The sequence below is a fragment of the Filibacter tadaridae genome (assembly GCF_900609045.1).
Lineage (GTDB): Bacteria > Bacillota > Bacilli > Bacillales_A > Planococcaceae > Sporosarcina > Sporosarcina tadaridae.
On record NZ_UXAV01000018.1, the window covers coordinates 29,286 to 52,272 of the forward strand.

Annotated in this window: 25 protein-coding genes; 5 read left to right on the forward strand and 20 right to left on the reverse strand. The window is 42.4% G+C overall.

The genetic code is table 11. The features are described from left to right. Positions 1–65 precede the first annotated feature (65 nt). Positions 66–932: a M15 family metallopeptidase gene (locus FILTAD_RS02180; RefSeq protein ID WP_124068869.1), complete on the reverse strand. Its 867-nt coding sequence runs from the start codon at positions 930–932 to the stop codon at positions 66–68. A gap of 116 nt (positions 933–1,048) precedes the next feature. Between FILTAD_RS02180 and FILTAD_RS02185 the strand changes: the two genes are divergently transcribed. Next, positions 1,049–2,203, forward strand: a complete 1,155-nt coding sequence (locus FILTAD_RS02185; RefSeq protein WP_124068870.1) for an MFS transporter — start codon at positions 1,049–1,051, stop codon at positions 2,201–2,203. A 45-nt stretch (positions 2,204–2,248) separates the two neighbouring features. Here the strand turns inward: FILTAD_RS02185 and yidC are convergent, their stop codons facing one another. The 3 genes from yidC to FILTAD_RS02200 form a co-directional block, all read right to left on the reverse strand. Further along, complete coding sequence (gene yidC / locus FILTAD_RS02190) at positions 2,249–3,097, reverse strand: membrane protein insertase YidC (protein WP_124068871.1); 849 nt, start codon at positions 3,095–3,097, stop codon at positions 2,249–2,251. 267 nt (positions 3,098–3,364) lie between these two features. After that, positions 3,365–3,724 carry a hypothetical protein gene (locus tag FILTAD_RS02195; RefSeq protein WP_124068872.1) on the reverse strand — a complete coding sequence of 120 codons (360 nt, stop codon included), beginning with the start codon at positions 3,722–3,724 and terminating at the stop codon, positions 3,365–3,367. Positions 3,725–3,812: 88 nt separating this feature from the next. Next, positions 3,813–4,259, reverse strand: coding sequence for a GNAT family N-acetyltransferase (locus FILTAD_RS02200; RefSeq protein ID WP_124068873.1), 447 nt, complete (start codon positions 4,257–4,259; stop codon positions 3,813–3,815). 107 nt (positions 4,260–4,366) lie between these two features. Between FILTAD_RS02200 and FILTAD_RS02205 the strand changes: the two genes are divergently transcribed. Further along, a complete protein-coding gene (locus FILTAD_RS02205) occupies positions 4,367–4,861 on the forward strand; it encodes a GNAT family N-acetyltransferase (protein ID WP_124068874.1) in 495 nt (164 codons plus the stop codon). Positions 4,862–4,915: 54 nt separating this feature from the next. On the opposite strand, the gene FILTAD_RS02210 is transcribed toward FILTAD_RS02205, so the two are convergent. From FILTAD_RS02210 to mntR, 5 genes are all read right to left on the reverse strand, one after another. Next, positions 4,916–5,386 carry a DUF4064 domain-containing protein gene (locus FILTAD_RS02210; RefSeq protein WP_124068875.1) on the reverse strand — a complete coding sequence of 157 codons (471 nt, stop codon included), beginning with the start codon at positions 5,384–5,386 and terminating at the stop codon, positions 4,916–4,918. Between the two features lie 361 nt (positions 5,387–5,747). After that, positions 5,748–6,029, reverse strand: coding sequence for a GNAT family N-acetyltransferase (locus tag FILTAD_RS02215; protein WP_124068876.1), 282 nt, complete (start codon positions 6,027–6,029; stop codon positions 5,748–5,750). 104 nt (positions 6,030–6,133) lie between these two features. Beyond that, a complete protein-coding gene (locus tag FILTAD_RS02220) occupies positions 6,134–7,021 on the reverse strand; it encodes a DUF1002 domain-containing protein (RefSeq protein WP_124068877.1) in 888 nt (295 codons plus the stop codon). A 68-nt stretch (positions 7,022–7,089) separates the two neighbouring features. After that, complete coding sequence (locus FILTAD_RS02225) at positions 7,090–7,953, reverse strand: CvfB family protein (RefSeq protein ID WP_124068878.1); 864 nt, start codon at positions 7,951–7,953, stop codon at positions 7,090–7,092. 24 nt (positions 7,954–7,977) lie between these two features. Beyond that, positions 7,978–8,382: a transcriptional regulator MntR gene (gene mntR, locus FILTAD_RS02230; protein ID WP_124068926.1), complete on the reverse strand. Its 405-nt coding sequence runs from the start codon at positions 8,380–8,382 to the stop codon at positions 7,978–7,980. Positions 8,383–8,502: 120 nt separating this feature from the next. Between mntR and FILTAD_RS02235 the strand changes: the two genes are divergently transcribed. Then, positions 8,503–8,658 (forward strand): lmo0937 family membrane protein, encoded by a 156-nt coding sequence (locus FILTAD_RS02235; RefSeq protein WP_124068879.1) that lies wholly within the window; start codon positions 8,503–8,505, stop codon positions 8,656–8,658. Positions 8,659–8,817: 159 nt separating this feature from the next. On the opposite strand, the gene FILTAD_RS02240 is transcribed toward FILTAD_RS02235, so the two are convergent. Genes FILTAD_RS02240 through FILTAD_RS02250 form a run of 3 tightly spaced genes read right to left on the reverse strand, consistent with a single transcriptional unit; the run spans position 8,818 to position 12,423 of the window. Continuing rightward, a complete protein-coding gene (locus tag FILTAD_RS02240; RefSeq protein ID WP_124068880.1) occupies positions 8,818–9,930 on the reverse strand; it encodes a GNAT family N-acetyltransferase in 1,113 nt (370 codons plus the stop codon). Positions 9,931–9,956: 26 nt separating this feature from the next. Continuing rightward, positions 9,957–12,068: a heavy metal translocating P-type ATPase gene (locus FILTAD_RS02245; RefSeq protein WP_124068881.1), complete on the reverse strand. Its 2,112-nt coding sequence runs from the start codon at positions 12,066–12,068 to the stop codon at positions 9,957–9,959. Continuing rightward, positions 12,055–12,423, reverse strand: coding sequence for an ArsR/SmtB family transcription factor (locus FILTAD_RS02250; protein WP_203229625.1), 369 nt, complete (start codon positions 12,421–12,423; stop codon positions 12,055–12,057). Before FILTAD_RS02250 ends, FILTAD_RS02245 begins: the two co-directional genes overlap by 14 nt. Before the next feature lie 206 nt (positions 12,424–12,629). Between FILTAD_RS02250 and FILTAD_RS02255 the strand changes: the two genes are divergently transcribed. Together FILTAD_RS02255 and FILTAD_RS02260 are read left to right on the forward strand one after the other, a co-directional pair. Continuing rightward, positions 12,630–14,072, forward strand: coding sequence for a SulP family inorganic anion transporter (locus tag FILTAD_RS02255; RefSeq protein WP_124068882.1), 1,443 nt, complete (start codon positions 12,630–12,632; stop codon positions 14,070–14,072). Between the two features lie 13 nt (positions 14,073–14,085). Continuing rightward, entirely contained in the window at positions 14,086–14,505 is a 420-nt protein-coding gene (locus FILTAD_RS02260) for a universal stress protein (protein ID WP_124068883.1), read from the forward strand. 129 nt (positions 14,506–14,634) lie between these two features. On the opposite strand, the gene FILTAD_RS02265 is transcribed toward FILTAD_RS02260, so the two are convergent. The 8 genes from FILTAD_RS02265 to FILTAD_RS02300 form a co-directional block, all read right to left on the reverse strand. Next, entirely contained in the window at positions 14,635–17,013 is a 2,379-nt protein-coding gene (locus tag FILTAD_RS02265; protein ID WP_124068884.1) for a penicillin acylase family protein, read from the reverse strand. Between the two features lie 89 nt (positions 17,014–17,102). Then, a complete protein-coding gene (locus tag FILTAD_RS02270) occupies positions 17,103–17,477 on the reverse strand; it encodes a Na+/H+ antiporter subunit G (protein ID WP_238988120.1) in 375 nt (124 codons plus the stop codon). Beyond that, positions 17,455–17,739 carry a Na(+)/H(+) antiporter subunit F1 gene (locus FILTAD_RS02275; RefSeq protein ID WP_124068885.1) on the reverse strand — a complete coding sequence of 95 codons (285 nt, stop codon included), beginning with the start codon at positions 17,737–17,739 and terminating at the stop codon, positions 17,455–17,457. The genes FILTAD_RS02270 and FILTAD_RS02275 overlap by 23 nt, the downstream gene beginning before the upstream one ends. Beyond that, positions 17,739–18,221: a Na+/H+ antiporter subunit E gene (locus FILTAD_RS02280; protein ID WP_124068886.1), complete on the reverse strand. Its 483-nt coding sequence runs from the start codon at positions 18,219–18,221 to the stop codon at positions 17,739–17,741. The genes FILTAD_RS02275 and FILTAD_RS02280 overlap by 1 nt, the downstream gene beginning before the upstream one ends. A 52-nt stretch (positions 18,222–18,273) precedes the next feature. Then, a complete protein-coding gene (locus tag FILTAD_RS02285) occupies positions 18,274–19,758 on the reverse strand; it encodes a Na+/H+ antiporter subunit D (protein WP_124068887.1) in 1,485 nt (494 codons plus the stop codon). Beyond that, on the reverse strand, positions 19,751–20,089 hold the full coding sequence (locus FILTAD_RS02290; RefSeq protein WP_124068888.1) for a Na(+)/H(+) antiporter subunit C: 339 nt from the start codon (positions 20,087–20,089) through the stop codon (positions 19,751–19,753). The genes FILTAD_RS02285 and FILTAD_RS02290 overlap by 8 nt, the downstream gene beginning before the upstream one ends. A gap of 3 nt (positions 20,090–20,092) precedes the next feature. After that, on the reverse strand, positions 20,093–20,515 hold the full coding sequence (locus FILTAD_RS02295) for a Na(+)/H(+) antiporter subunit B (protein ID WP_124068889.1): 423 nt from the start codon (positions 20,513–20,515) through the stop codon (positions 20,093–20,095). Then, on the reverse strand, positions 20,502–22,910 hold the full coding sequence (locus FILTAD_RS02300) for a Na+/H+ antiporter subunit A (RefSeq protein ID WP_124068890.1): 2,409 nt from the start codon (positions 22,908–22,910) through the stop codon (positions 20,502–20,504). The genes FILTAD_RS02295 and FILTAD_RS02300 overlap by 14 nt, the downstream gene beginning before the upstream one ends. Between the last annotated feature and the right edge of the window lie 77 nt (positions 22,911–22,987).

Sequence of the window (22,987 nt, forward strand, 5' to 3'; positions counted from 1 at the left end):
TAAAGGGACACCCTCTGAAGTCTCGAGGGTGTCCCTTTATTTAGTGTAAAGACGATAATCATCATTCAGATTTCAAGGTATTCTTCCAAAGTAATTTCCCGATTAAAGATTTCCTTGGCAACAGCCACACCGACATACCGGAAATGCCATGCTTCGTACATATAGCCCGTCACCGCTTCTTTTCCTAAAGGATAACGCATGATGAAGCCAAAACGGTGCGCGTTTGCTGCTATCCATTTTCCCGCTTCCGTATCTCCGAAAGATGACGATGCAAAGTGTTGTTCATAATTGACTTCACCAATGTCAAATGCCAGACCTGTTTGGTGCTCCGAGTAACCCGGGCGCGCGCTATAACGATCAGCCTCTTCTTTGCCATCTTTAGCTACATATTTCTCGTAAAGTGTTGTTTGATATTCGAATGAGCGATATGTACTAAATGCTGTGAGCGTGTAGCCTGAGAGCTTCGCTTCTGCCGCCATCTTTTCAAAGGCTACTCGAGCATCTTTACTTTCTCCAGGTGCAAACGTTTCGGGAAGCGGATATTTTTTATTGGCGATGAGTATTTCATTTATATATTTCGGTTCCAAAGGAAGTGTCTGCCCTTCAATATATCCACCGTTAACAGATGGATTGAAAGACTCTCTAACTTTTTCCGGGACTTTTTCATCCGTTTTCAAAGGGGGTTGTTCGTTGGTCAAAGTATCTACCTTTTTTTTATCTATATCTGGAATTGCCGCTTTTTCTGTTTCAGTATTTGATAATCCAATGGCATTACTTACTGTCTCATAGCTTTTTTTTAAGTCCCAATCATTCATACCTATCCAAATTACTAGTCCGGTCATTACAATACCTGAAATGAGTAATCCTATTGTAAGTCCTTTGCCTTGTTTCTTTTTTTTCTTTTGATAACTATATTTGTTTTTTTGCTTCATCGGTAACCGGCCTTCCTTCTCGCATATACGTATAGTTTACCATCATTTTTCATTCTGGTCTTCGTGTGCTATCATTTATTTTCAAGACTACATGAATGGAATGTGAGGGACCACTTTTGAACAACCAACGCTGGCTTTCGACGAGCTTTTTAGTATTTTTCTTTACGTGGGGCGTCTTTCTTCCCTATTGGACAGGTTGGTTGACGATTGAAAAAGGCTTATCCGTTACTGCAGCAAGCATTGTTATGGGTGCAGGAATGGTAGCCCGCTCATTTTCAACTTTTCTTGTTTTCCCCTATTTAACACGTAAGATGTCATTAATTCGAGTGATGAAATGGATGACAATTGCTTCGCTGTTATTGGCGCTGCTTTACATTCCAAGCTCTTCCTTTACCGTTCTTCTCGTCATAACTATCTTATTCAGTGCTGTATATCCGATTATTTTACCTGCAGTGGAAAGTGGCGCATCTGTTTTGATGCAAACTGGACATATTCATTATGGGAAAAGCAGATCTTTTGGCTCGATTGGTTACACGGTGGCACTGCTATTAATTGGAGCTGCAACAGCTATTTGGTCGGAACAATCTATTCTTTATATGATGTTAATCGGTCTTGGTGCGGCATCATTATTTTTTATGCGTTCAGCACCTACCGCCTTGCGAACAGCACCTGTAAGGACAGAAACCGATACAAAAAGCACCGATTTCAAAGCCTTATTTAGTTCTAAAGGTTTTGTAGTCATTTTAATACTTACTATTCTTTTGCAAGGCGCACATGCTTCCTATTATAATTTCGGGTTCATTTTCTTGGATGAACTTGGTGTCAACGGTTTGTATATCGGCATCATCTTAAATATTGCTGTTTTATTTGAGATACTATTTTTCACACGGGCCGATCGATTATTTGCGAATATGAAAACATCTACTATGTTTTTAATCGCGGGAATCGGATCTACGTTACGCTGGCTACTGATTTACTTGTTTCCTTTTACGTCCGTTTTCATTGGCACCCAAGTGCTACACGCAGTGTCATTCGGTGTTGCCCATTTCGCTTTTATTAAATACATATCGAAAAGTCTTCCTGGTAGCCAAATCGCAGCTGCGCAAGGTATGTACGCTGCGTTTGCAATGAGTCTTAGTACAGCCATTTTAACTTTCCCAGGCGGTTACCTATATGATATTTCGCCTAGACTAGCTTTTCTTGGTATGACGATCTGTACAATTCCCGCAATCGTTATTGTACTTACAACACGAAAGAAGTATGCATACTGATTATATAAAAAGCCAGAGAGTACCCTCTCTGGCTTTTCGTTCGTTCTATTTTTTTTCTGTTTTATCCGTTTTTCCTTTTTCCGGCTTTTCCAAGTCTACCTTCGCCGATGTAGCTTCTGGCGCTTCTACTGTGACTGGTTCAGGGTGCTTGTAGTAAAACTTGCGTCCTAAGTAAGTTTGGAATATAAGTAGAAGTCCACCTACAGCCCAGTAAAGCGGAAGTGCTGCCATCGATTTGAATGAGATGAACATAATCATAATTGGAGATAAATAAATGAACGCTTTCATCTGTTTCTTCTGCGTTTCAGGCATTGTCCACAGTGATACGCGCGCTTGGACGAAATAGACTGCCCCTGCAAGTACCATCATGATCATGTCGGGTTCCCCAAGGTTAAACCATAAGAACTGATGCGACTTGACATCTGACGAATAAAGAATTGCAAAATAAAGACCCATGATAATCGGCATTTGAATGACAAGTGGTAAACAACCCATATTCAATGGATTAACGCCATGCTTCGAGTAGAGGCCCATCATCTCTTGTTGAATCTTCATCTGCTCATCTTTTGATGCTGATTCTTTTGCTTCTTTCAACCGTTTTTGAATATCCTCCATCTCAGGACGAAGTGCATCCATTTTGACTTTCATATTCTGTTGTGACTTATAGTTCTTCAGCATCAGCGGCATAAGAATCAACCGAATAAACACTGTGATAAGTATAATCGCTATCCCATAACTCCCATTAAACTGGCTACTTAAGAAATCCAATAGCCATTCCATTGGTTTTACGAATATACTATAAAACGTTCCTTCTTTGTTTTGAACACCAGCACAACCACTCAAGAAAACCGCTGCTGTCATCAGAATCGCTACTAATCCAATTTTCTTCTTCATTTAGCTCACCTTCACTATTTCAAACTACTGAAAAGTATACCTTAAACAGACTACATATTACAATAATTGACCGTTCATCTACTTCTTTTCTTCAATTGGGAGGATAAATCGGAACTATTTTATAGTCGGTACACTACAAGCAGCTGCGGCAACTTAAATGGAATGCATACGGGGATTCTCCCCTGACAAGGTTAAAAAACTTTTCAACTACGTATATTTGATTAAAAAAAAGGCGCCCCTATTTAGGGAGCGTCTCCAGATAATCCATTATTTTTCTTTGTCGGATTGTTCGCTAGTCATTTCTTTAGTTTCTTTTTTATTGTATAGACCATCTGTTTCAGGTGTTGTTTTTGATTTATCTTCAACTTCCTGATTATAGTAATGCACGCTCGTTTGGGCACCTTCACTTACCATTTTGTTGTCTTGAAGATCATAAGGATCCGAGTGACCTGCCTTTGTATCAGTAGAGCGGTTTAATTTTTGGGTTTCAACGAAAGAGTTGACTTTTGTTTTAACATTGCTAAAAGCGACTTGTGCTTTATCCCTGTTTTCTTTTTTACTGAAATACGCGTATGCGCCTGCTGCAATTGTTGCTAATAGTAGATTATTATTACGTTTACGTGCCATTTTAAATCATCCCTCCCGGATATAATAGAAAAGTTAGTCTGTCATGTACTAAGTATACCCCTCTCCATCAATAAAGAAACTCTCATTTTCAAAAGGATGTGAAAATCATATCTACATGCGGGATACCATCTTCATCATAGGGCTCGGAAACTTTATCGAATCCATGCTTTCCATAGAAACCAGATAGATGCGTTTGAGCCTGTAGGCGGATTTCATCTGGCTTCCAACTAGACAGAATGTAATGCATACTGCGTTCCATCAGCGTATGTGCCAGTCCAGTTCCCCTGTGGTCTTCTTTTATGATGACTCGACCAATAGACGGTTCTTTATATTTAACACCCGCCGGCAGAAGCCGTGCATAGGCTACTAACTCCTGTCCATCCAAACAGCAAATGTGAATTGCCCCGTAGTCATGGTCGTCAATCTCGTGATAGGCACAACTTTGCTCCACAACAAATACATTTACACGTAGTTTTAGTATTTCGTATACTTGCCGACCGCTTAATTCATCAAATTCATTCGCTGTCCAATTCATTCCAACCCTCCTCATATATATCATTTTCATTACAGTCAGGTGTATACATAGTTTTCAACGCCTCTTTTTGATATGATAGCAAAAAGACAAGCTGAGGTGACAGTGCCATGATCCGACTGATGACAGCCGAGGATATCGAGCACGTGCAACATATAGCTCGTGAAACTTGGAAACACACTTACCAAGATAGCATTCCGCAAGATTCACAGATGGAATTCATCAATCGTTCTTATTCAAATGCAATGATGATGAAACGTATGGAAAAAACAATCGTACTTATTGCAGAGCACAGAGGAGTTCCAGTTGGTTTCGCCAATTTCACGAAGAAGGACGAAGATGGGGATTCCGAGTTAACTGCACTGTCCATTTTACCGTCATGTCAGAAATCTGAATATGGTCGAAAATTAGTAGAGTATGCATTGTCGATGTTGCAAGGTGCACAGCAATTATTTGTCTATATGGATGCCCATAATACCGCAGGACGAACTTTTTATGAAAAACAAGGTTTTCAATTGCTAGATGTATTTGATGAACTTTTCGAAGGGCGTCATGTAGTAACGGCGCAATATGTCTATTACATTAAGAAACCTGTTCTAGCCTAATCAATTTGAAATGCATTCCCGTTAATAGTAACTGGGAATGCATTTTTTCTTTTCTTATAGTGGTCTCATTGTGCCCTCTTGCTGGTCATCTGTGTAAATCGTTTTGTCTTGCAGGGGAGGCTTTTTTGTAAAGCATAAAATCCCCGCAATATATAACAAGATGGAAGTTAGGGAAAGAATACCTGCAAGCAAACCACCGATAATAAACATCGTGCCGGCAAGTTTCGGATTCTTGTTATTCCATATACTCACAATACCGACAATGGTTAGGATCAAGCTAATAATCAATGCAATAATGATTAACCACATGAACCCACCTAAAGCGTCAAAAATACCAAAAACAATTTCCATATCTCCTGGTTTAAAAGCAGGGTCAGTCAGCAGTTCCGCTTCAATTTCACTTCGGACAGCAGGATCGGACTTAATATAATTTAAAAAAGCCATTGTGATGAAGCTAAGAATAACTCCAATTACTGTAAATACTGCACTAATGATAGACAGTACCTTTTCAGCTGTTCGATTCATTTGAATACACTCCTTTCTATTACTCTATCTGTAATTATACGTTCCAACCTCGCATTAGTTTCAATAATCTTTAAAAAGGATTCCCAACTAGCGAAAAATGTTTCAAATCGACTTCATTGGGTATTTAAAATAGATATAACGCATTATATTCTCAAAGGAAGGGGACGTTATGAATGGAGAAGAAGCTAATTTTTAGCCAGGCTGATATGTTTTATACGGTCGCCGGTGCATCTGTTTTAACATCCATCCTGTACTTCATTACAGTATTGTGAGGGATTTGAATGCAACTTGTATTTCTTTGTAAAATATAAAAGGCAATCCGTTTATGAGAACTTAACGGATTGCCTTTTTGTATGGCTGCTTATACCTTGACGTCATCGTACTCTTTGTACCTCTCAAATGCTGTAACAACATAAGAGCAAACCGGTTCCATCTTCAAGTTATTTTCCCGGGCATAATCAGCTGCATGGTCCAATAAACTTTTTGCGACGTTTTGACCGCGTAGTTCGGGATCAACAAATGCATGATCCATCACCATAACGTCCCCAAGAAGTGTCCACGTTATTTCAGCTAGCATCTTCCCATCCTGTTCATTACGATAGGCAAATGCATCTCCGCCAAGTTCAGTAAATGTAAAGTCCATTTAGACCCCTCCTATTCTAAAAGTTCAGTTCAGTATACCTTCAGTTTATCACCCTAATTATGGAATAACAATAATCCGGTTTTGCACTTCAGATACATTCATACTTACTTGAACCAGGATTGAATCGATTCAAAGAGATTTGTAAAAAATTCTTTAACACTTTCCCAAAATCCAGGATCAATCTCACCGATTTTATCTTTAATCTTCGAAGCCATATCTGTTAACTGTCCGGATAATTTGGTAAAGTCGATGTCCAAATTCCGAATTCTGTCCATCAAATCAATTAGCAATTGACGGTCTGCATCACTTAATTCGATGTTTAGTTTTTTCAACTGTTCAGTTACAATTTTTTCAACTTCTTCTTTTGTCGCAGGATTCTGTTCTGCAATCTGTTTCTTGATTTGCGTTAGCAGTTCCCCCACTTTATCTTTGTCAACACCAGCATCTTCTGAAAACTTTGTAGCTAGATTCAATTCGTCATTCGCGACATCTGTTCGTTCAGTATCAAGCGTTTCACCCGTTACTTCGTATGCTTTGTAAATACCGACCAGCGCAGAATGGCCCGTCACTTTTTTTGGTGCTGCCACTTCAACGATTGCATCTTCAATTCCTGCCGTAAGCATCGCATTCGCATACATCTCAGAGGTCACTTGCGTGATATTCCCCTCTGTAACAATTGAAATAACAAGACCTTTTCCAGCCTCTTGGCGTGTAATCTTTGCTGATGAATACATTCTTGCTTTACTATTGCCGTTTTTGATGTATTTTACTAGGTCATTGCCATCGACCGTAATTTCCTCAACTTCAGCCTCATTTTCAACACCCAGGCTTTTCTTGACACTTGCTTTTTCAGTATCGGATAAATTCGCACCATAAACGACAATCGGTACACCCAGTTTTTCATTAACAACCGGTTCTGCACCCGTAGAACTTGGATAGATAACTGCAAGTGATAGAACAATTGCCATCATCATTGTTAGGATACGTTTCATAAACACTCCTCCTCGTTATACAAATTAATACGATACGGGTGCCGGAAAAGTTCCCACTGGAATTGTGGTTACTTCAACATCGTCCATCCTTCACTTTGCGTAATTTTGCCTTCTTTCATAAGTTTCCCTAGTGCACGTTTGAAAGAAGCTTTACTCAGATTGAACATTTCTTTGATTTCATCCGGGGATGATTTATCGGAAAACGGCATGCGTCCCCCTACTTCGCTCAAGTATCGGATAACTGTTTCGGCATCGTCTCCTAAACGTTCTTCTTTTCTAGGAAGCATCGAGCCGTTCAACGTGCCATCATCACGATTACCGATAACTCGCACCTGAATTTCCTGTCCTAGGCGCGGTTCTTTTTCCTGTTCTGTATTATGGATAAAAATACGATAGTTTTCAGGGATACTGAGCATGAATGAACCTACCGGCAATAATCGATAAGCTCTCGCTTTCAAGTTTTGATTGAAAACAGATGTCGGTGCTTCTTCAATCTGTTCAAGTACGCGTTCTTCTGTCGCGAGTCTTCCGAATATAGTACCACCAAGGTCTGTCCGCAACGTCATGTACAATTCATCGTCAACTGCCGGCCAAAGCGATTTCACTCGGGGCATATCTGTTTTATTGACCAATACTTCAAATGAAGAACCGATATCCACATACACACCCTCATTGTCATCCACGCGAATGACACGCGCCCAACCAAAGGATTCAGCTGTCATCGAAGGCATTTTCATCGTCGCAGTTAGTTCTCCACGTCTATTGGTATAGAGGAAAACATGCACGGTATCGCCTTCTTGAATCGTCTCTTCCGCGTCGGATGCGTTCATCATGATATCTTCTCCACCTGCATCCAACACCCATCTCGAACCGTCCTTCTCCAGTACTTCCAACTCGGCCGTATAGCCTGACTTATAATTATCTGCTTCCATCTTCATCAACCTCTTTCTTCAAGTCTATTGCCCACTGTTCAACTTTTTCACGAACTGGTCATCTTGTTCCATTGCTTCAACGAGAGCTGTTATGCGATCCATCGCATTCCAACTTAGATGATGTTCAATTCCTTCAACGTCACCGTAAATGTTTTCTTCATCAACTCCAATAATTCGGAGAAACTGTTCAAGAAGTTCATGGCGCATGACAAGCCTTTTACCAAACTTGAATCCTCGTTCGGTCAGTTCAAGTCCTTTATATCGTTCATAGATAATGTAACCTTCCCGATCCAAACGTTGCGCCATTTTCGTTACTGATGAAGGAAGAACTGCAAGAGATTCTGCGACGTCTGATACACGTGCAATTCCTTTTGCTTCAATGTGTAAATAAATCTGTTCAATATAGTCTTCCATACCTGGTGTTGCCAATCTTACCGCCTCCAGTATGTATTCCCGAACCATGCCCAATTACTCCTGCTCTTATTCCACAAGGTTTATCCTTTATTTGGACGGGGTAAATAGGAAGTACGAAGCAAAGGAGTGATGGACGTGGGCAAAATTCTTTGGATAATAATTGTAGCACTAATCGTATTTTGGGTACTAGGACTAGTTTTAAAAATCGGTAGTGGTTTAATTCATATTCTACTTGTTATTGCAGTAATTATTTTCATCTTCAATCTTATTACCGGGAAGCGATCAGCCTAACGAAAGGGATGCCAACATACGTCGGCATCCCTTTTTCTTGGCCAGCTCCAGCGGCCAGATGCTCGGGTCATAAGTCTGACTGACTTTGCAGCAAAGTACGCTGCGCCGTCAATCCGCCTTATGCCTGTCGCATCTTAACGGCCGCTCTCGCTTTTCTTGTTAGTCTATTTTCGCATAGATGCAGGTGTTTCGTAAAACATTACCATCCGGTGATAAGGAATCTTGTTTTAATGTTCCTTCAAGGACGAAGCCTGCCCTTTCTGCTACACTTCTGCTTTTTGCATTTCCTTCATCACAACGAATTTCGACTCTACGTGCCCCAAGTTGTTCGAAAGCGAATTGTTCGATACGTTGGACCGCTTCTGTCATATAGCCCTGCCCTTCAAAGTCCGTCGAGAGCCAGTAACCAATTTCAAATTTAGGAATCGTCCAGTTAATCCTGTGAAGCCCCGATGAGCCGACGAATCGACCAGTCTCCTTATGAATGAGATGAAAACGTAAATCCTCACGAGTTATGAAGTTCGCGACGGCATCTCGTAAACTTTCTTCTGTCATATGCAGTTCCGGTTCAGGCTGCGCCCATGGCATCCATTTACGAAGGGCTGGTAACGATACCCGGATTGCATTCCAGGCCTCTTGCGCATCTTCAAGTTTTGGGGCCCGGATGATAAGACGTTCTGATTCAAATGAATCCGGAAAGTTTGGAATTTTAAAGGGTCTTTTCGTGTTCTTCCCATTTTCCACGTCCTCCCAAATTACCGGCGTAGTCGTTCCAGCCATAAAGTCTTCACGGGTTATCCCATAGGTCACTGCGTCATAATAAGAATTCTCTTTTGGAGAAAACCATGCTTGCCTCAAATGGGCTTCTTTTACAAAACCAGCTCGTTCGAACGTTTTTCGCATCGCTAAGTTATCCTGTCTTGTATGTCCCTCTAGCCGGTTTTTCTTTTCCGACAAGCCAAATACATATTCCGCCACGAGTCGAAGTGCTTTCGTGCCATAGCCATGCCCTCTTGATATGTCCGCAATACGCAGATCAAATAGCGGGATTGCGTCCTGCAAGTCATAAATTTTCACAATGCCAACTTTTTCTTTGTTGTCATTTTCCACCCAGAAAGTCTTCACTTCATCTGATTCGTAACCGCCTTCTTCAATTGCTTTCTCAATTAGATTTCGACCAGGATCTGAGTTACCGTGGTAAGGCCACGTATTAGTCGTCATAAAATGGATAAGCTGTTCTTGCTCTTCCATCGTCCATTCTTGTAAATGCATTAGGATCCGCCTCCGTTTAGGCCTACTTATTTGTGAACACGCAACAAGCGTAGCGAGTTCAGTACGACGAGAAGCGTCGCCCCCATATCCGCGAAAATGGCAATCCATAGTGTCAGCCAACCAGGGATGATAAGAAGTAGCGCCACTATTTTTAAGCCTAATGCAAACATAATGTTTTCCTTGATGATTCGCAATGTTTTTCGGCTTAATTTTATCGTATAGGGGAGCTTTTCAAGGTCGTCCGCCATTAAGGCGATATCCGCTGTTTCCAATGCCGCGTCCGTACCTGCTCCTCCCATTGCAATTCCGACAGATGCGGCTGCTAATGCGGGTGCGTCATTAACACCGTCGCCAATCATAGCGACACGTCCGTATTTATCGCTTAGTGACCTGATAGCCGTCAACTTCTCTTCCGGCATCAGTCCTGCACGTACATCCGTTATAGTAAGGTCGCCGGCAATCGCTTCAGCTGTTGCCTGATGATCCCCAGTTAACATAACCGTATGTTTTATGCCAATCTTTTTCAGGTTTTCAAGTACACGTTGGCTTTCTTTCCTCACCGGATCTGCCACGGCGAGTAATCCACTGAACTTTGCATCCGTTACAATTGCCATAACCGACTTTCCCTGACGCTGAAGAGAGGCTGCCTGCTGTAGGTACTCTTCCGGCAAAGCGACCTGTTCTTGCGCCCAACTGATACTACCGATAGCAGTTCGAATGCCGGCAATTTCCGCATAGGCTCCTTTTCCCGTCACTGATTGAAAATTAGTAACTTCGACTTTCCTAGCCCCATTTTTTTCCGCAAAATCGACAACCGCTTTTGCAAGTGGATGCTGTGACATGGATTCAACTGCCGCAATGGCACTAAGCAACTCACTTTTCTTTATATCATCACAGCCAATAAAATCCGTTACTTCCGGATAGCCTTTTGTCAACGTTCCAGTTTTATCAAAAGCAATCGCATCAAGACGGCCTGTTTCCTCGAGGTAGATGCCGCCTTTAATAAGTACACCTTGTCTGGCGGCGTTCCCAATTGCTGTGACGATAGCAACTGGCGTCGACACAACAAGTGCACACGGGCAACCTACGACGAGCACAGCAAGCCCTTGATAGATCCATGCACTCCAATCTCCTCCGAATAGCGGAGGCAGTATAGCAACGAGCAGGGCAATTACAATGATGGCAGGCGTATAATACTTTGCAAACTGATCGACAAATTTTTGTGAAGGTGCTTTTTCCGCTTGTGCATCTTCAACAAGATGTATGATTTTCGCAATTGTCGTATCACCTACAAGTTTAGTTACAGTGACTTCAAGCGCCCCTTCTTCGTTGAGCGTACCTGCAAATACATTTTCACCCGATGTTTTATAAACCGGGACAGATTCACCTGTAATCGCGGCTTGATTGACCGTAGAAGCCCCTGCAACGACAGTACCATCCATTGCAATCTTCTGGCCGGGCTTCACAATGAGTACGTCGCCTACCACGATGTCTTCTGTCTGAAGTTCAATAAGCTTCTCCCCACGTTTTACGATGGCAGACGGCGGTGCAATGTCCATCAGCTGACTGATGGATTGTCGTGCCTTGTTCATCGAATAGGCTTCAAGTGCTTCACTGACCGCAAATAGAAACACAACAACTGCGGCTTCACGCCATTCTCCAATGATTGCAGCACCTATTATCGCAATGGTCATAAGTGTTTTCATATCAAAATCAAAATGCACAAGGTTTCTGAGGCCTGTTTTGAAAATACCTGCTCCACCAACAACAATTGCAATAGCAAAAAGTGCTATTACGACCGGATGCGATTCGGTATAGCGAAAAGAGACAATCAGTCCAGCGATTAAAAACACCAGTGAGAACAAGGAAACGATATTCTCTTTTCTCTTGAAGAACGGTATCTTCGTTTCATTCTTCTTATAATTAGACAATGGAATTACTTTAATACCGTCAAATGCACCTGCCGCCTCAATGTCTTCGATTGTTGCATTGCCTGTAAATGATAATTTCGATGCACCGAAATTCACTTGGGCACTTTTTATGGAAGGTAAGTTATTTACGTTATTCTCAAATTTCATCGCACAGCTGGCACATGTTAAATTTTCTAAGCGGAATTCTGTTTTCTCAACCGTTGCCATGTCGATCACCTTCCATTGCATGTTCATAGGCAACTTTCACAAGCTGATGGATGTGATTGTCGGCGAGCGAATAGTAGACCATCTTTCCTTTTTTTTGTGATTTCGCAAGTGCGTTTTCACGTAGGTATCGTAAATGATGGGATGCAGTGGCAACAGATGAGCCAATAACAGCTGCTACATCGCACACGCACATTTCCTCTTCCAATGTAAGTGAATAGGCAATCTTTAATCTAGTTTCGTCGGCGAGTGCTTTGAATAGCTGCACAACTACGCCAAGATCAGGCATCATTTTCTGCACACGGTCTACAATATCATCATGGACAGCTGTCACTTCACAAACTTCTTTAATCGTCATGTCTACACCTCATTCAAATAGTTGTTTGATTATAAATCAGTATATGCACTATTTCCGAAATTAGCAAGGACAATCAAACCACTATTTGAATAAATAATAGACGAAATTCCGCGTTTCTGATATAGTATGGCACGGCTTATTTCTATTTCGTCATTTATGCGGCGCTTATACAAGAAAGAAATGGATGTGATTTGGTTTTGAAAATAATGACTTGGAAAGAGGCATGGTTCGGGAATATACGTGGCGATATTCTCGCCGGGATTGTCGTTGCTTTGGCATTGATTCCTGAGGCGATCGCCTTCTCATTGATAGCTGGCGTAGACCCGATGGTCGGTTTATATGCGTCATTTAGTATTGCTGTTATTATCTCGTTTGTCGGTGGGCGACCGGGCATGATTTCTGCTGCAACAGGTGCGATGGCCCTTGCAATGGTTTTATTGGTTAAAGAGCACGGGCTCCAATATTTGTTTGCTGCCACCATTTTGACTGGTGTATTACAAGTTTTATGGGGCGTACTAAAAATTGCACGTTTCATGAAGTTCATCCCCAGGGCTGTCATGATGGGATTTGTAAACGCACTTGCCATTTTAATATTTAGTGCACAAGTACAGTACATATTCGGGATATCGGGTATGACGTATGTAGTAGTCCTTGCTTCACTTGCCGTTATCTATTTATTCCCTTTTATCACAAAGGCGGTTCCAGCACCACTCGTAGCCATTTTGGCGCTGACCGCAGTCGTGTTGTTGTTCGGGATTGATGTTCAAAACGTCGGCAATCTTGGCACGATTACACAATCACTACCTACATTCCTAATTCCCGATGTAGCTTTTAGTTTCGAAACACTCAAAATTATTTTCCCGACAGCTCTTGCGATGTCCATCATCGGGCTATTGGAATCACTTCTTACTGCATCCATTATCGATGATATAACGGAAACAGGTTCCGATAAAAACAAAGAAGCACGCGGCCAAGGCATTGCGAATATCATTACTGGTTTCTTCGGTGGTATGGCAGGCTGTGCGATGATTGGACAATCTGGCATTAACGTCCGATCCGGCGGGCGTGGAAGACTGTCCGCATTTACTTCGGGTGTTTTTCTAATGTGTTTAATCGTTTTTCTAGGTGAATGGGTTGTCTTAATCCCCATGCCGGTACTTGCGGCCATTATGGTAATGGTGTCCATTGGAACATTCGATTGGTCTTCATTCAGCTATTTGAAAAAAGCACCACGTGCAGATGCTTTAGTTATGGTTGTCACTGTTTTGATCGTTGTATTGACAGGGGATTTATCCAAAGGAGTTCTCGCAGGGGTCATACTTAGTGCTGTTTTCTTCACTGCAAAAATTTCTAAAATCGAAGTTAAGAAGAAGGTTTTCCCGGACAGTTTGCAGAATATCTATACTATTCACGGACAGTTGTTCTTCGCTTCCGTACAGGATTTCACAAAAGAATTCGATGATGTGCAAATTGGAAGTCGTATTATCATAGACTTTACAGAGGCACGCATTTGGGATGATTCAGGAGCGGGCGCTATTGATCGGTTGATCGCAAAGTTAACGCAGAAGCAAGTAGATTTTGAGCTGACCGGTTTGGATGCCTCAAGTATTCGTCTACTTGACAGCCTGTCCATCCCTTACGCCAAGTAAAGGAGGAGCATAAATGTATAAAAGAATCCTTGTTGCGGTTGATGGTTCGGAAAACTCGGTACGCGCTGCGAAACACGCCGCCCATATTGCATCGTTAGACCCCGATACAAAGGTTGATGTCCTCTACGTGCTCGATTATGACCGGACTCGTTCTGACGTCATCCATAACGCCGGCCGGGATGACCTTCATACCGACAGAAAAAAAAGACTAGCGCCGATTGAAGCTATTTTTGAACAGTATCATACCTCTTATGAATTCACCATAAAACACGGGGACCCTGGTCCTGTCATTATCACCCATGCGAATGAACATGACTTCAACCTCGTCATCATCGGAAGCCGTGGATTAAACACATTTCAGGAAATGGTGCTCGGTAGCGTCAGCCATAAGGTAGCAAAAAGAGTCACAGCACCCGTATTAATTGTAAAATGAAAAGTGACAACGCCCAGGTAGCCCCGACAAACGCTGGAAGACCTTAAGGAAAAGGCGCTCTTTGCCTTTACCTTAAGGTCTGAAGCGACTCGAGGGACTGGGACTAGATCATAAAAAAAGCGGGGCGCATTAGCGGCCCGCTTTTAATTTTAATGTATATCCATCTTCAATCTCACCATCAGTACTGGTCTCGTGATAAATCCCTTCTGCCCAGTCGTCCGCCTGGTCTTTGTACCATTTCGATTTCATATGCCCACTCTGCCCCGGACCGACGACATGATACGCTTTCGACAAATCGGAAAAGTCTGCGACGAATCTCCATGCCGCACCGTGATTGACGGTTCCGTCTTCTTTAAATGCAGCTGCCTGGACGGTAACATTCGAGCCGCCTATTGCTTGTTTCTTCGGATTCAAGAAATACTCGAGTATTGGTGATGCACTTGCCAGTGGATGCGGGAATGATAACTGATGGAAATCTCCCCATTTCCAATCCATCATTTTATCTCCATACAACCCTTCAATATCTTCCAACGCTTGTTCTAATGAAGCGAAAACCCACTTATCAACACCACCATATTCAGTTACCCATGTACCCGGTTTTCCTGCATACGCGTCCCTAAGCATTTGATCAATAATCTGCCCTTTTCCAGGCATCAGTTTATACACATCTTCCGGCATTTCCTCGCTGAACATCGTAATCGGTAATTGCTTCATCCATTTATGAAATACAAGTGGAGCGGGAGAATCTTTTGAATCAATCTGATCCCACTCACGAAGCATTTCCGCAACGTAGCTGTACTTTCCTTCATACTTTGTTTCAATTGTGTTTAACATATCATCTAGAAATTCACGCGCATACAAGTTTTTCTGATCCATTTGTAGCGCCATCATATCTTCAGCTGTAAAGTCGTCCCCTTCGCTAAGCACCTCCGCAATGCGTTCATAACGATAGGGTTGTGCCCACAAATTTGTAATATGGTACGGGTACGATTCGTCAATTACTCGGTTATTTGCCGTTGCGATAAACCCTTTTTTCGGATTCACAACACGTGGTAATTCATCGTACGGGACATAACCCGTCCAGCCATAGTCTGAAGAATCCCCCGGCACTGGTAATTGAGCATCTCCTTTTTTACGGATCGGGATACGTCCATTCGCTTTGTATGCGATTGTCCCATCCTGTGCTGCAAACACGAAATTCTGTGCTGGCGCATTGAAATTCTCTAATGCCTTTTCAAAACTATCCCAGTCGGATGCTTTGTTCATATTCATAATTGCCTCTAGCTCTTTTGTCGGTTCAAGCGCAGTCCACTGCATTGAAAATAATGCACCCGGATCCTCTTCCTTGTAAAGAATGTTTGAAATAATTGGTCCATGCCTTGTAACGACGACTTCAAACGGTACATCTGGCTTACCTTTTACAGAAATTGTTTCGTCCCTTACTTCAGCTTGTTCCCATTCACCATCATAGAGAAACTGTGTCGGGTCATCTGGGTTGGGCTTTTCAATGTACAGATCCTGAACATCCGGCCCTACGTTCGTTACACCCCACGCAATGTCTTCATTATGACCAAGGATAATTCCCGGAATTCCTGCGAAAATAACTCCGCTTACGTTCTGTTCAGGTGATTGCAGATGCATCTGGTACCAAATGGATGGTGTACCGAGTCCAAGATGGGGATCATCCGCAAGAATAGGTTTTCCCGATGCTGTTTTATCTCCAGAAACAACCCAGTTATTGCTGCCATTGAATTCTGGCGGAACGAGGTCCGGATTGAATCGCCCTGCAACTGTTACTGGATTGGCAACATTTGCAGCAATAATGGAGGGCGCATTGTCGGGATACGTGATGAATAGCTCCTTTGCCTTATCTTCCGTAAAATTGTTGAGTGCCCAGTGACGAACAGCTAACGTGTCCCAATGTCCGCCAAGGTCATACGCCATGTACTTTCCGATTGTCAATGAATCAATTGGCGTCCATGGTTCAGGTGAATAGCCTAGAACTTTAAACTCGTATGGCAACTTACCGTCCTGCTTTGCTTCTTCCATATAGGCATTGACTCCCTCTGCAAACCAGTTAAGTACCTTTTTAGCTTCATCCCCATAGCCGTCATAGGAAGCTTCGGCTGCTGCCCGCAAACTAAATGTCCGGAACGTCTTATCCGTTCCAAGTGCAGCCTCCCCTACCACTTCGGAAAGTCGTCCACTTGCTTGCCTCCGTGATAAGTCCATCTGAAATAGACGGTCCTGCGCCTGTGCATACCCTTGTGCTCTGTACATATCAGCATCCGACTCCGCTGTGATATGCGGTACACCAAACGAATCCCGCACGATGGTTACATCCTCATCGAGAAATGCAGCGGATACCTCCCCATCAATAAGCGGTTTCGACTTCCCTATGTACATATTGACAACAATCACTGCAGCCACGGCCAAAACGACAAGCACCCCAGCTATGGATAGCAGCCATTTCAACCATTTGTTCATCCTTTTCTTTTTTTCTCCCATTTCCCACACCCCATTTTCTTCTTCCTTTAAAGGTATTCTACTATTTTAATAAAATACCTTCTTTTACTTAAAAAAAAAGGACCAAACCGTCAACGGTCTGTCCCTTCCTCATCCACTTTATGTATCACATCATATAACTCATCCACTGATGATATATCTGCCAGCCTCACTTTGGAGCGATACGCAGCCCGTACAATTAAATGCCCTGCTACCGGGGCTGTTAGAAAGACAAAAACAATTCCTAAAAGAAGCCTCACACTGATGAAATGCTCGCTAAACCAAAAATAGATGAAAGCTCCTAATAATGTTAACAGCACAGCAAGCGTCGAACTTTTTGTAGCCGCGTGAGACCTCGTATATACGTCAGGTAATCGGATAAGCCCGAAAACACTGATGACACTTGAAATCGCACCCATCAAAATAAGAAATGCGCCTATAAATTCACCGATCATGCTTTCGTTCAACGATAACCCCCCTCTCGATAAACTTCGAGAAAGCAATCGTGCCAATGAATGACAAAATCCCTAATATAAGAATTGCTTCCAAAAAGGCCTTTGTGTTTAAAATAATTGAAATGACCGCAATCGTGGCAATCAGGTTTACACCAATCATATCTAATCCAATCACCCTGTCCGGCATCGATGGCCCAATAATAATCCGTATGACAGCAATAGCAATCGTTATTGAAAATAGGATAAGTGATAGCTTAAGCATCGTTTCAATCATCAGCGAGTCACCTCCATAATTGCTTTTTCAAAGTTTTTTAATTGGCTTACTAGTGCATTTCTGGACAGTTCCACATCCATCGCATGGATATAGAGAAGGTCTCCCCTAGGTGATACTTCCATCACCACTGAACCTGGAGTCAGCGTTAAAAGCAAGGATAGCATGGTCACTTCCATATCACTATGCAAAACAGTTTCATATCTGATAATCCCTGGTTTAATCTTCAGCGTAGGACTTAAAATTTGCTTTAATACAATAATACTTGATTTCGTCAATTCTGATATAAAGATGAGTAGCAACTTTAGTGTCGCATACAACCTACGTAAATAGAATTGCGTCCCAAAAAATCGATACATGAAAAAAATGATTCCAATACCGACAAGAAACCCGGCAAAGAACGTAGTAAAATTAAGCTCATCTTCATCCATTAAAAGCATCCAAAGGAATGCGATGAATAAGTTCAACAGTAGCTGGGCTGGCATTTACGTTCACCTCTTCTTTCGGTTAAAACTATAAGACGTGGCAATTGGCCAATTACTGATTGCTGTTTAAAACCGCCTCAATATATACCTCAGGATTCATAAGTGTGTGCGCAGCATCTTGAACGAATGTCGATAGACCCTCAGCACCCAAACCGAGCGTAATCGTAAGGATTCCAAATAATACGCACGGGATGAGCATTCCCTTTTTTAAAGGCACTTCATCCTCTTCACTAATAATAGTTTCTCCCCAAAAACAGTTCAAGAAAATACGCAGTAACGAGTAAAGTACGATGATACTTGACATGAAACCAATTACCAGCAATATATACGAACCTGTTTCAACCGTACCTTGACCGATATATAGCTTCCCTATGAACCCACTTAATGGAGGAATACCTGTAAGTGATATCATCGTTATAAAGAACAACCAACCCAGAAGAGGGTAGTTGCGGATCAAACCGCTCATCTTTTCAATTTTTGCTGTACCCGTCAAATAGAACATTGTTCCGACAAGTAGAAACAGCAAAGCTTTAATAATCATGTCATGTATTAAGTAGTAGATGGAACCTTGGAATGCCGCTTCCGTTGAAACCGCAAGTCCCACTAATATAAAACCTACGGCAATCACAATATTATAGACCGCAATTTGTCTTATATCCTTATACGCAAGTGCTCCAATACTTCCCCCGACCAACGTCAAAACAGCCATGATACCAATAATTGTATGCGTCACGTTTATATCATGGTAAAAAATGAGGGTGAAAACACGGAACATCGCGTAAATACCGACTTTAGTTAAGAGTGCACCGAATAGTGCTGTAACGGCTGTCGGAGGAGCGCTGTACGAGCCAGGCAACCAGTAGTAAAGCAATAGTCCCGACTTCAGACTAAAGACAAGTAGAAAAACGAGGCTGATAACCGTAAGTAACGGGTCTTGACCCACTTCTGCAATTCGAACGGATAGATGCGCCATATTAAGCGTACCTACCGCGCCGTATAAATAAGCAATCGCGAGCAGGAAGAACCACGAGGAAAGGATATTGATTACAACGTATTTAATGGATTCTACTAGTTGGATCTTCCTGCCTCCAAGTGTAATCAGTACGTAAGATGACAGTAGCATCACTTCGAAACAGACGAATAAGTTAAACAAATCCCCTGTCAGAAACGATCCATTCACGCCCGTAATCAGGAAAAAGACAAATGGATAGAAAAATAGTTTCTCATGTTCTTTTCCAATCGATGAAAAGGCATAGATAAGCAGGATTCCTGTGACGATAGACGTCGTTAACACAAGTAACATTGCAAACGAGTCCGCAACGAACGTTATTCCATACGGGGGTAACCACCCACCAAAATCGATACGTAAAATACCATCGAGTTGAATACGTTTCAAAATATAAATACTCACACCAGTCATCGCGATGATGGACAGCATGCCGAGCACTCGCTGAAGAATGACATGGCTGCGTAAGAAAATAAGTATTATTCCAGTTAACAATGGAATAATCATTGGCATAACAACTATATTATTCATTTTTAAACCCTCGCAATGTATCAAGATCGTCTGAACCTGTTTCTTTATATGTACGATAGGCAAGTACGAGTAAAAATGCAGTAACAGCAAAGCTGATAACAATCGCTGTCAAAATGAGCGCTTGCGGTAGAGCGTCTGTATATTTTTCCGCATGCTCTCCCAGTAAAGGAACACTGCCTTTTTTCAGGCCGCCCATTGTCATTATAAGTAAATGTACGGCATGGGAAAGGATTGCCGTTCCTAAAATGACACGGATTAGATTTCTGGACAGCAACAAATAGACAGCAACGGTTACAAGGACTCCAGCCAGTATCGTTATTAATGTTTCCACTCGCTACACATCCTCGCTAATACTTAAAATAATCGTTACAACAACACCAACAACAGTTAGCGCTACCCCCGCCTCGAACAAGACGACGGTTGCAAGCTCAGTATTTCCGAAAACAGGTAAATGCAATTCACGAAACGTCTGTGTCAAAAAGGAAGACCCGAAGATAACTGCGCCAACACCTGTCCCTACCGCAAGTAGGACACCGAATGCTGCAATCTTCTTAAAGTCGAAGGGTATTCCTTTGTGTACAGTCTCAACATCAAACACAAGGTAAAGCAGGACGAAAGCAGAGGAAAGAACTAAGCCGCCTATGAAACCGCCCCCCGGATTATTATGTCCCGAGAGGAAAAGCTCCACCCCGAAAGTCAAAATGATGAACACAACGATTTTCGTCACTGTTCGTAAAATAACATCATTCGTCTTCAACGTCCGGTCCCTCCATCCCTGCCTTCAATTTAACCAATGTATAAACACCAATCCCGGCGATGAAAAGAACGACCACTTCGAGCATCGTATCGAATGCACGGAAGTCACCTAATATTGTATTCACGATATTTTTCCCACCCGTCAACTCATCCGCATCTTCAAAATAGATGGATATGGAGGTGAACAGCTTATGACCTTGGACAGACAATGCAAGAACAGTTACGACAGTTCCTACTAGTATTGCGATAATGCCATTGACCGCTTTCGCGGGCAAGGACGATTTCTCTTTTTTCCATTCAGGCAAAAAATGAAAGCAAAGAAGAAAAAGAGAAGTCGTAACAGTTTCGACAATGATTTGTGTCAAGGCAAGATCCGGCGCCCGGAAAACGACGAAGAAAATAGCAATCGAATAGCCAAGGACCCCATTCAAAAGAATGGCCGTAATGCGGGACTTTGCAAAGAGAATAGCAATACCGGCACCCATCATGACAAAGACGATTATGTACTCATTTATCGTGATAGGGGCGTCACCTGACATATCGAATGAAAATCCATTCGTCAACAGCAAACCTCCACCAATTGTGATAATAAAGAATGTGAAAATATAAAGAAGATAATCCCGTAGGTATCCTGTCATATAAAAACTTGTCAGGTACGATGAACCTTTCTCCGTTTGTACAAGGAATTTATTATAAAGTGAATCTAGACTCCAACGCATAGGTTCAATCGTGAAAATACCTTTCCAAAAACGTAAGAATACATATAACAACGCACCGACAACAATGACGCCAATCGTCATCAGTAAGGCCGGCTTAAAACCGTGCCAGACAGTGATTTGTGGAACAAGCCCTTGTGCGCCTTTAAATGGCGGATAGACCGCTTCCATCGCAGGACTCAATAGATACTTGCCAACAATATTCGGAAAGAAGAAGATGGCTACAACGAAAAAGGCCAAAATCATCGGTGCAAGTAGCATGCCTCTCGGCCCTTCATGGGCTTTACGGTCAAGTCTTGCCGGTTGGTGCTCGCCAAGAAAGGTTTTGAAAACGATGATCATACAATAGACGAATGTCAATACACTCGCTACCCAAGCTATGATTGGAAAGAGATTGCCCCATGTCCCCATTTCAAAAATCCCTAAACTTCTAGCATTTACAATTGATTCGAAGAACATTTCTTTACTTAGGAAGCCATTGAAGGGCGGTAGTCCCGCCATTGAAAAGCTTCCAATTAGGGCAATGGTGAACGTCACAGGCATTAAAGACATTAGACCTCCAAGTCTTCGAATATCCCGCGTCCCCAGTTCATGGTCAATAATACCAACCACCATGAACAGAGCACCCTTGAAAGTGGAGTGATTAATGAGATGGAACAAAGCCGCGAATGTCGCCTGTGTATAGATGACTGAATCTGCGCTGTATCCCTCATTCAGCGCAGCCGACCCAAGCCCGAACAGACTCATGATCAAACCCAGCTGACTAATTGTCGAGTAAGCAAGTAACGCTTTTAAATCCGTCTGCCTAACCGCATTCAACGAGCCCCAGAACAATGTGAAAATACCGACGCATGTAACCGAATAGAACCAGACAGCCTCTCCACCAAAAACAGGCGTAAAACGCGCAACAAGGTAAATACCCGCTTTCACCATCGTGGCAGAGTGTAAATAGGCACTAACAGGCGTTGGTGCCTCCATTGCATCCGGTAACCAGATATGGAATGGAAACTGGGCAGACTTTGTAAATGCGCCTAGTAAAACTAGAATCATTGCGAATAAGAACAGGCCGCTATCCGTGTAGTCCCCAATGGACTTAATTATTTCCTGTACACTAAATGTACCCGTCAGTATATGTAACATGATAAAACCTGCAAACATGGCAACTCCGCCAGATACCGTTATTAGCAACGACTTCTGTGCTCCATATCTCGACTTTTTTCGGTGGTACCAAAATGCGATTAACAGAAACGATGAAATACTGGTAAGTTCCCAAAAAACATAGAGCACCATTAGATTATCCGAAAAAATGACACCGAGCATCGAACCCATGAACATGAGCAAGTAGACGTAAAAGTTCCCTAATGACTCCCTTGCAGATAAATAATAAATTGAATAAAGGATGACCAAACTCCCCACTCCGGTAATGAGGAGTCCGAATATCATACTAAGACCGTCAAGGTGTGTCGTGAAATTGATTCCTGCGGATGGTATCCACGGAATCGTATGTATGTACGTTTCCCCCGAAGAAACAGCAGGGATGAACCTAAGAAGTACAATGAATAGCGCAAGCGGAACGCATAGGATGAACCAACCGATATTTCTATTCGGCACACGCTTATAGATGAATGGGACGAGGATTGCAGCGAGAAACGGGATGAAAATAACCAGCGTAATCGTCAATAAATATTTACCTCCAATACGTATTCGATTGGACCAATCGGGCTAGAACCATGGCTAAAATGCATGGTGAAAAGTGA

What these genes read in the sequence shown, in the direction of transcription:
- FILTAD_RS02225 (WP_124068878.1), bottom strand. Translation starts at nt 7,953, where the DNA reads ATGGAAGCAGATAATTATAAGTCAGGCTATACGGCCGAGTTGGAAGTA.
- FILTAD_RS02180 (WP_124068869.1), bottom strand. Translation starts at nt 932, where the DNA reads ATGAAGCAAAAAAACAAATATAGTTATCAAAAGAAAAAAAAGAAACAA.
- FILTAD_RS02260 (WP_124068883.1), top strand. Translation starts at nt 14,086, where the DNA reads ATGTATAAAAGAATCCTTGTTGCGGTTGATGGTTCGGAAAACTCGGTA.
- FILTAD_RS02250 (WP_203229625.1), bottom strand. Translation starts at nt 12,423, where the DNA reads ATGACGATTAAAGAAGTTTGTGAAGTGACAGCTGTCCATGATGATATT.
- FILTAD_RS02210 (WP_124068875.1), bottom strand. Translation starts at nt 5,386, where the DNA reads ATGAATCGAACAGCTGAAAAGGTACTGTCTATCATTAGTGCAGTATTT.
- FILTAD_RS02265 (WP_124068884.1), bottom strand. Translation starts at nt 17,013, where the DNA reads ATGGGAGAAAAAAAGAAAAGGATGAACAAATGGTTGAAATGGCTGCTA.
- FILTAD_RS02200 (WP_124068873.1), bottom strand. Translation starts at nt 4,259, where the DNA reads ATGAATTGGACAGCGAATGAATTTGATGAATTAAGCGGTCGGCAAGTA.
- FILTAD_RS02240 (WP_124068880.1), bottom strand. Translation starts at nt 9,930, where the DNA reads ATGCATTTACAAGAATGGACGATGGAAGAGCAAGAACAGCTTATCCAT.
- FILTAD_RS02245 (WP_124068881.1), bottom strand. Translation starts at nt 12,068, where the DNA reads ATGGCAACGGTTGAGAAAACAGAATTCCGCTTAGAAAATTTAACATGT.
- FILTAD_RS02285 (WP_124068887.1), bottom strand. Translation starts at nt 19,758, where the DNA reads ATGAATAATATAGTTGTTATGCCAATGATTATTCCATTGTTAACTGGA.
- yidC (WP_124068871.1), bottom strand. Translation starts at nt 3,097, where the DNA reads ATGAAGAAGAAAATTGGATTAGTAGCGATTCTGATGACAGCAGCGGTT.
- FILTAD_RS02220 (WP_124068877.1), bottom strand. Translation starts at nt 7,021, where the DNA reads ATGAAACGTATCCTAACAATGATGATGGCAATTGTTCTATCACTTGCA.
- FILTAD_RS02195 (WP_124068872.1), bottom strand. Translation starts at nt 3,724, where the DNA reads ATGGCACGTAAACGTAATAATAATCTACTATTAGCAACAATTGCAGCA.
- FILTAD_RS02215 (WP_124068876.1), bottom strand. Translation starts at nt 6,029, where the DNA reads ATGGACTTTACATTTACTGAACTTGGCGGAGATGCATTTGCCTATCGT.
- FILTAD_RS02205 (WP_124068874.1), top strand. Translation starts at nt 4,367, where the DNA reads ATGATCCGACTGATGACAGCCGAGGATATCGAGCACGTGCAACATATA.
- FILTAD_RS02255 (WP_124068882.1), top strand. Translation starts at nt 12,630, where the DNA reads ATGACTTGGAAAGAGGCATGGTTCGGGAATATACGTGGCGATATTCTC.
- FILTAD_RS02275 (WP_124068885.1), bottom strand. Translation starts at nt 17,739, where the DNA reads ATGATTGAAACGATGCTTAAGCTATCACTTATCCTATTTTCAATAACG.
- FILTAD_RS02280 (WP_124068886.1), bottom strand. Translation starts at nt 18,221, where the DNA reads ATGCCAGCCCAGCTACTGTTGAACTTATTCATCGCATTCCTTTGGATG.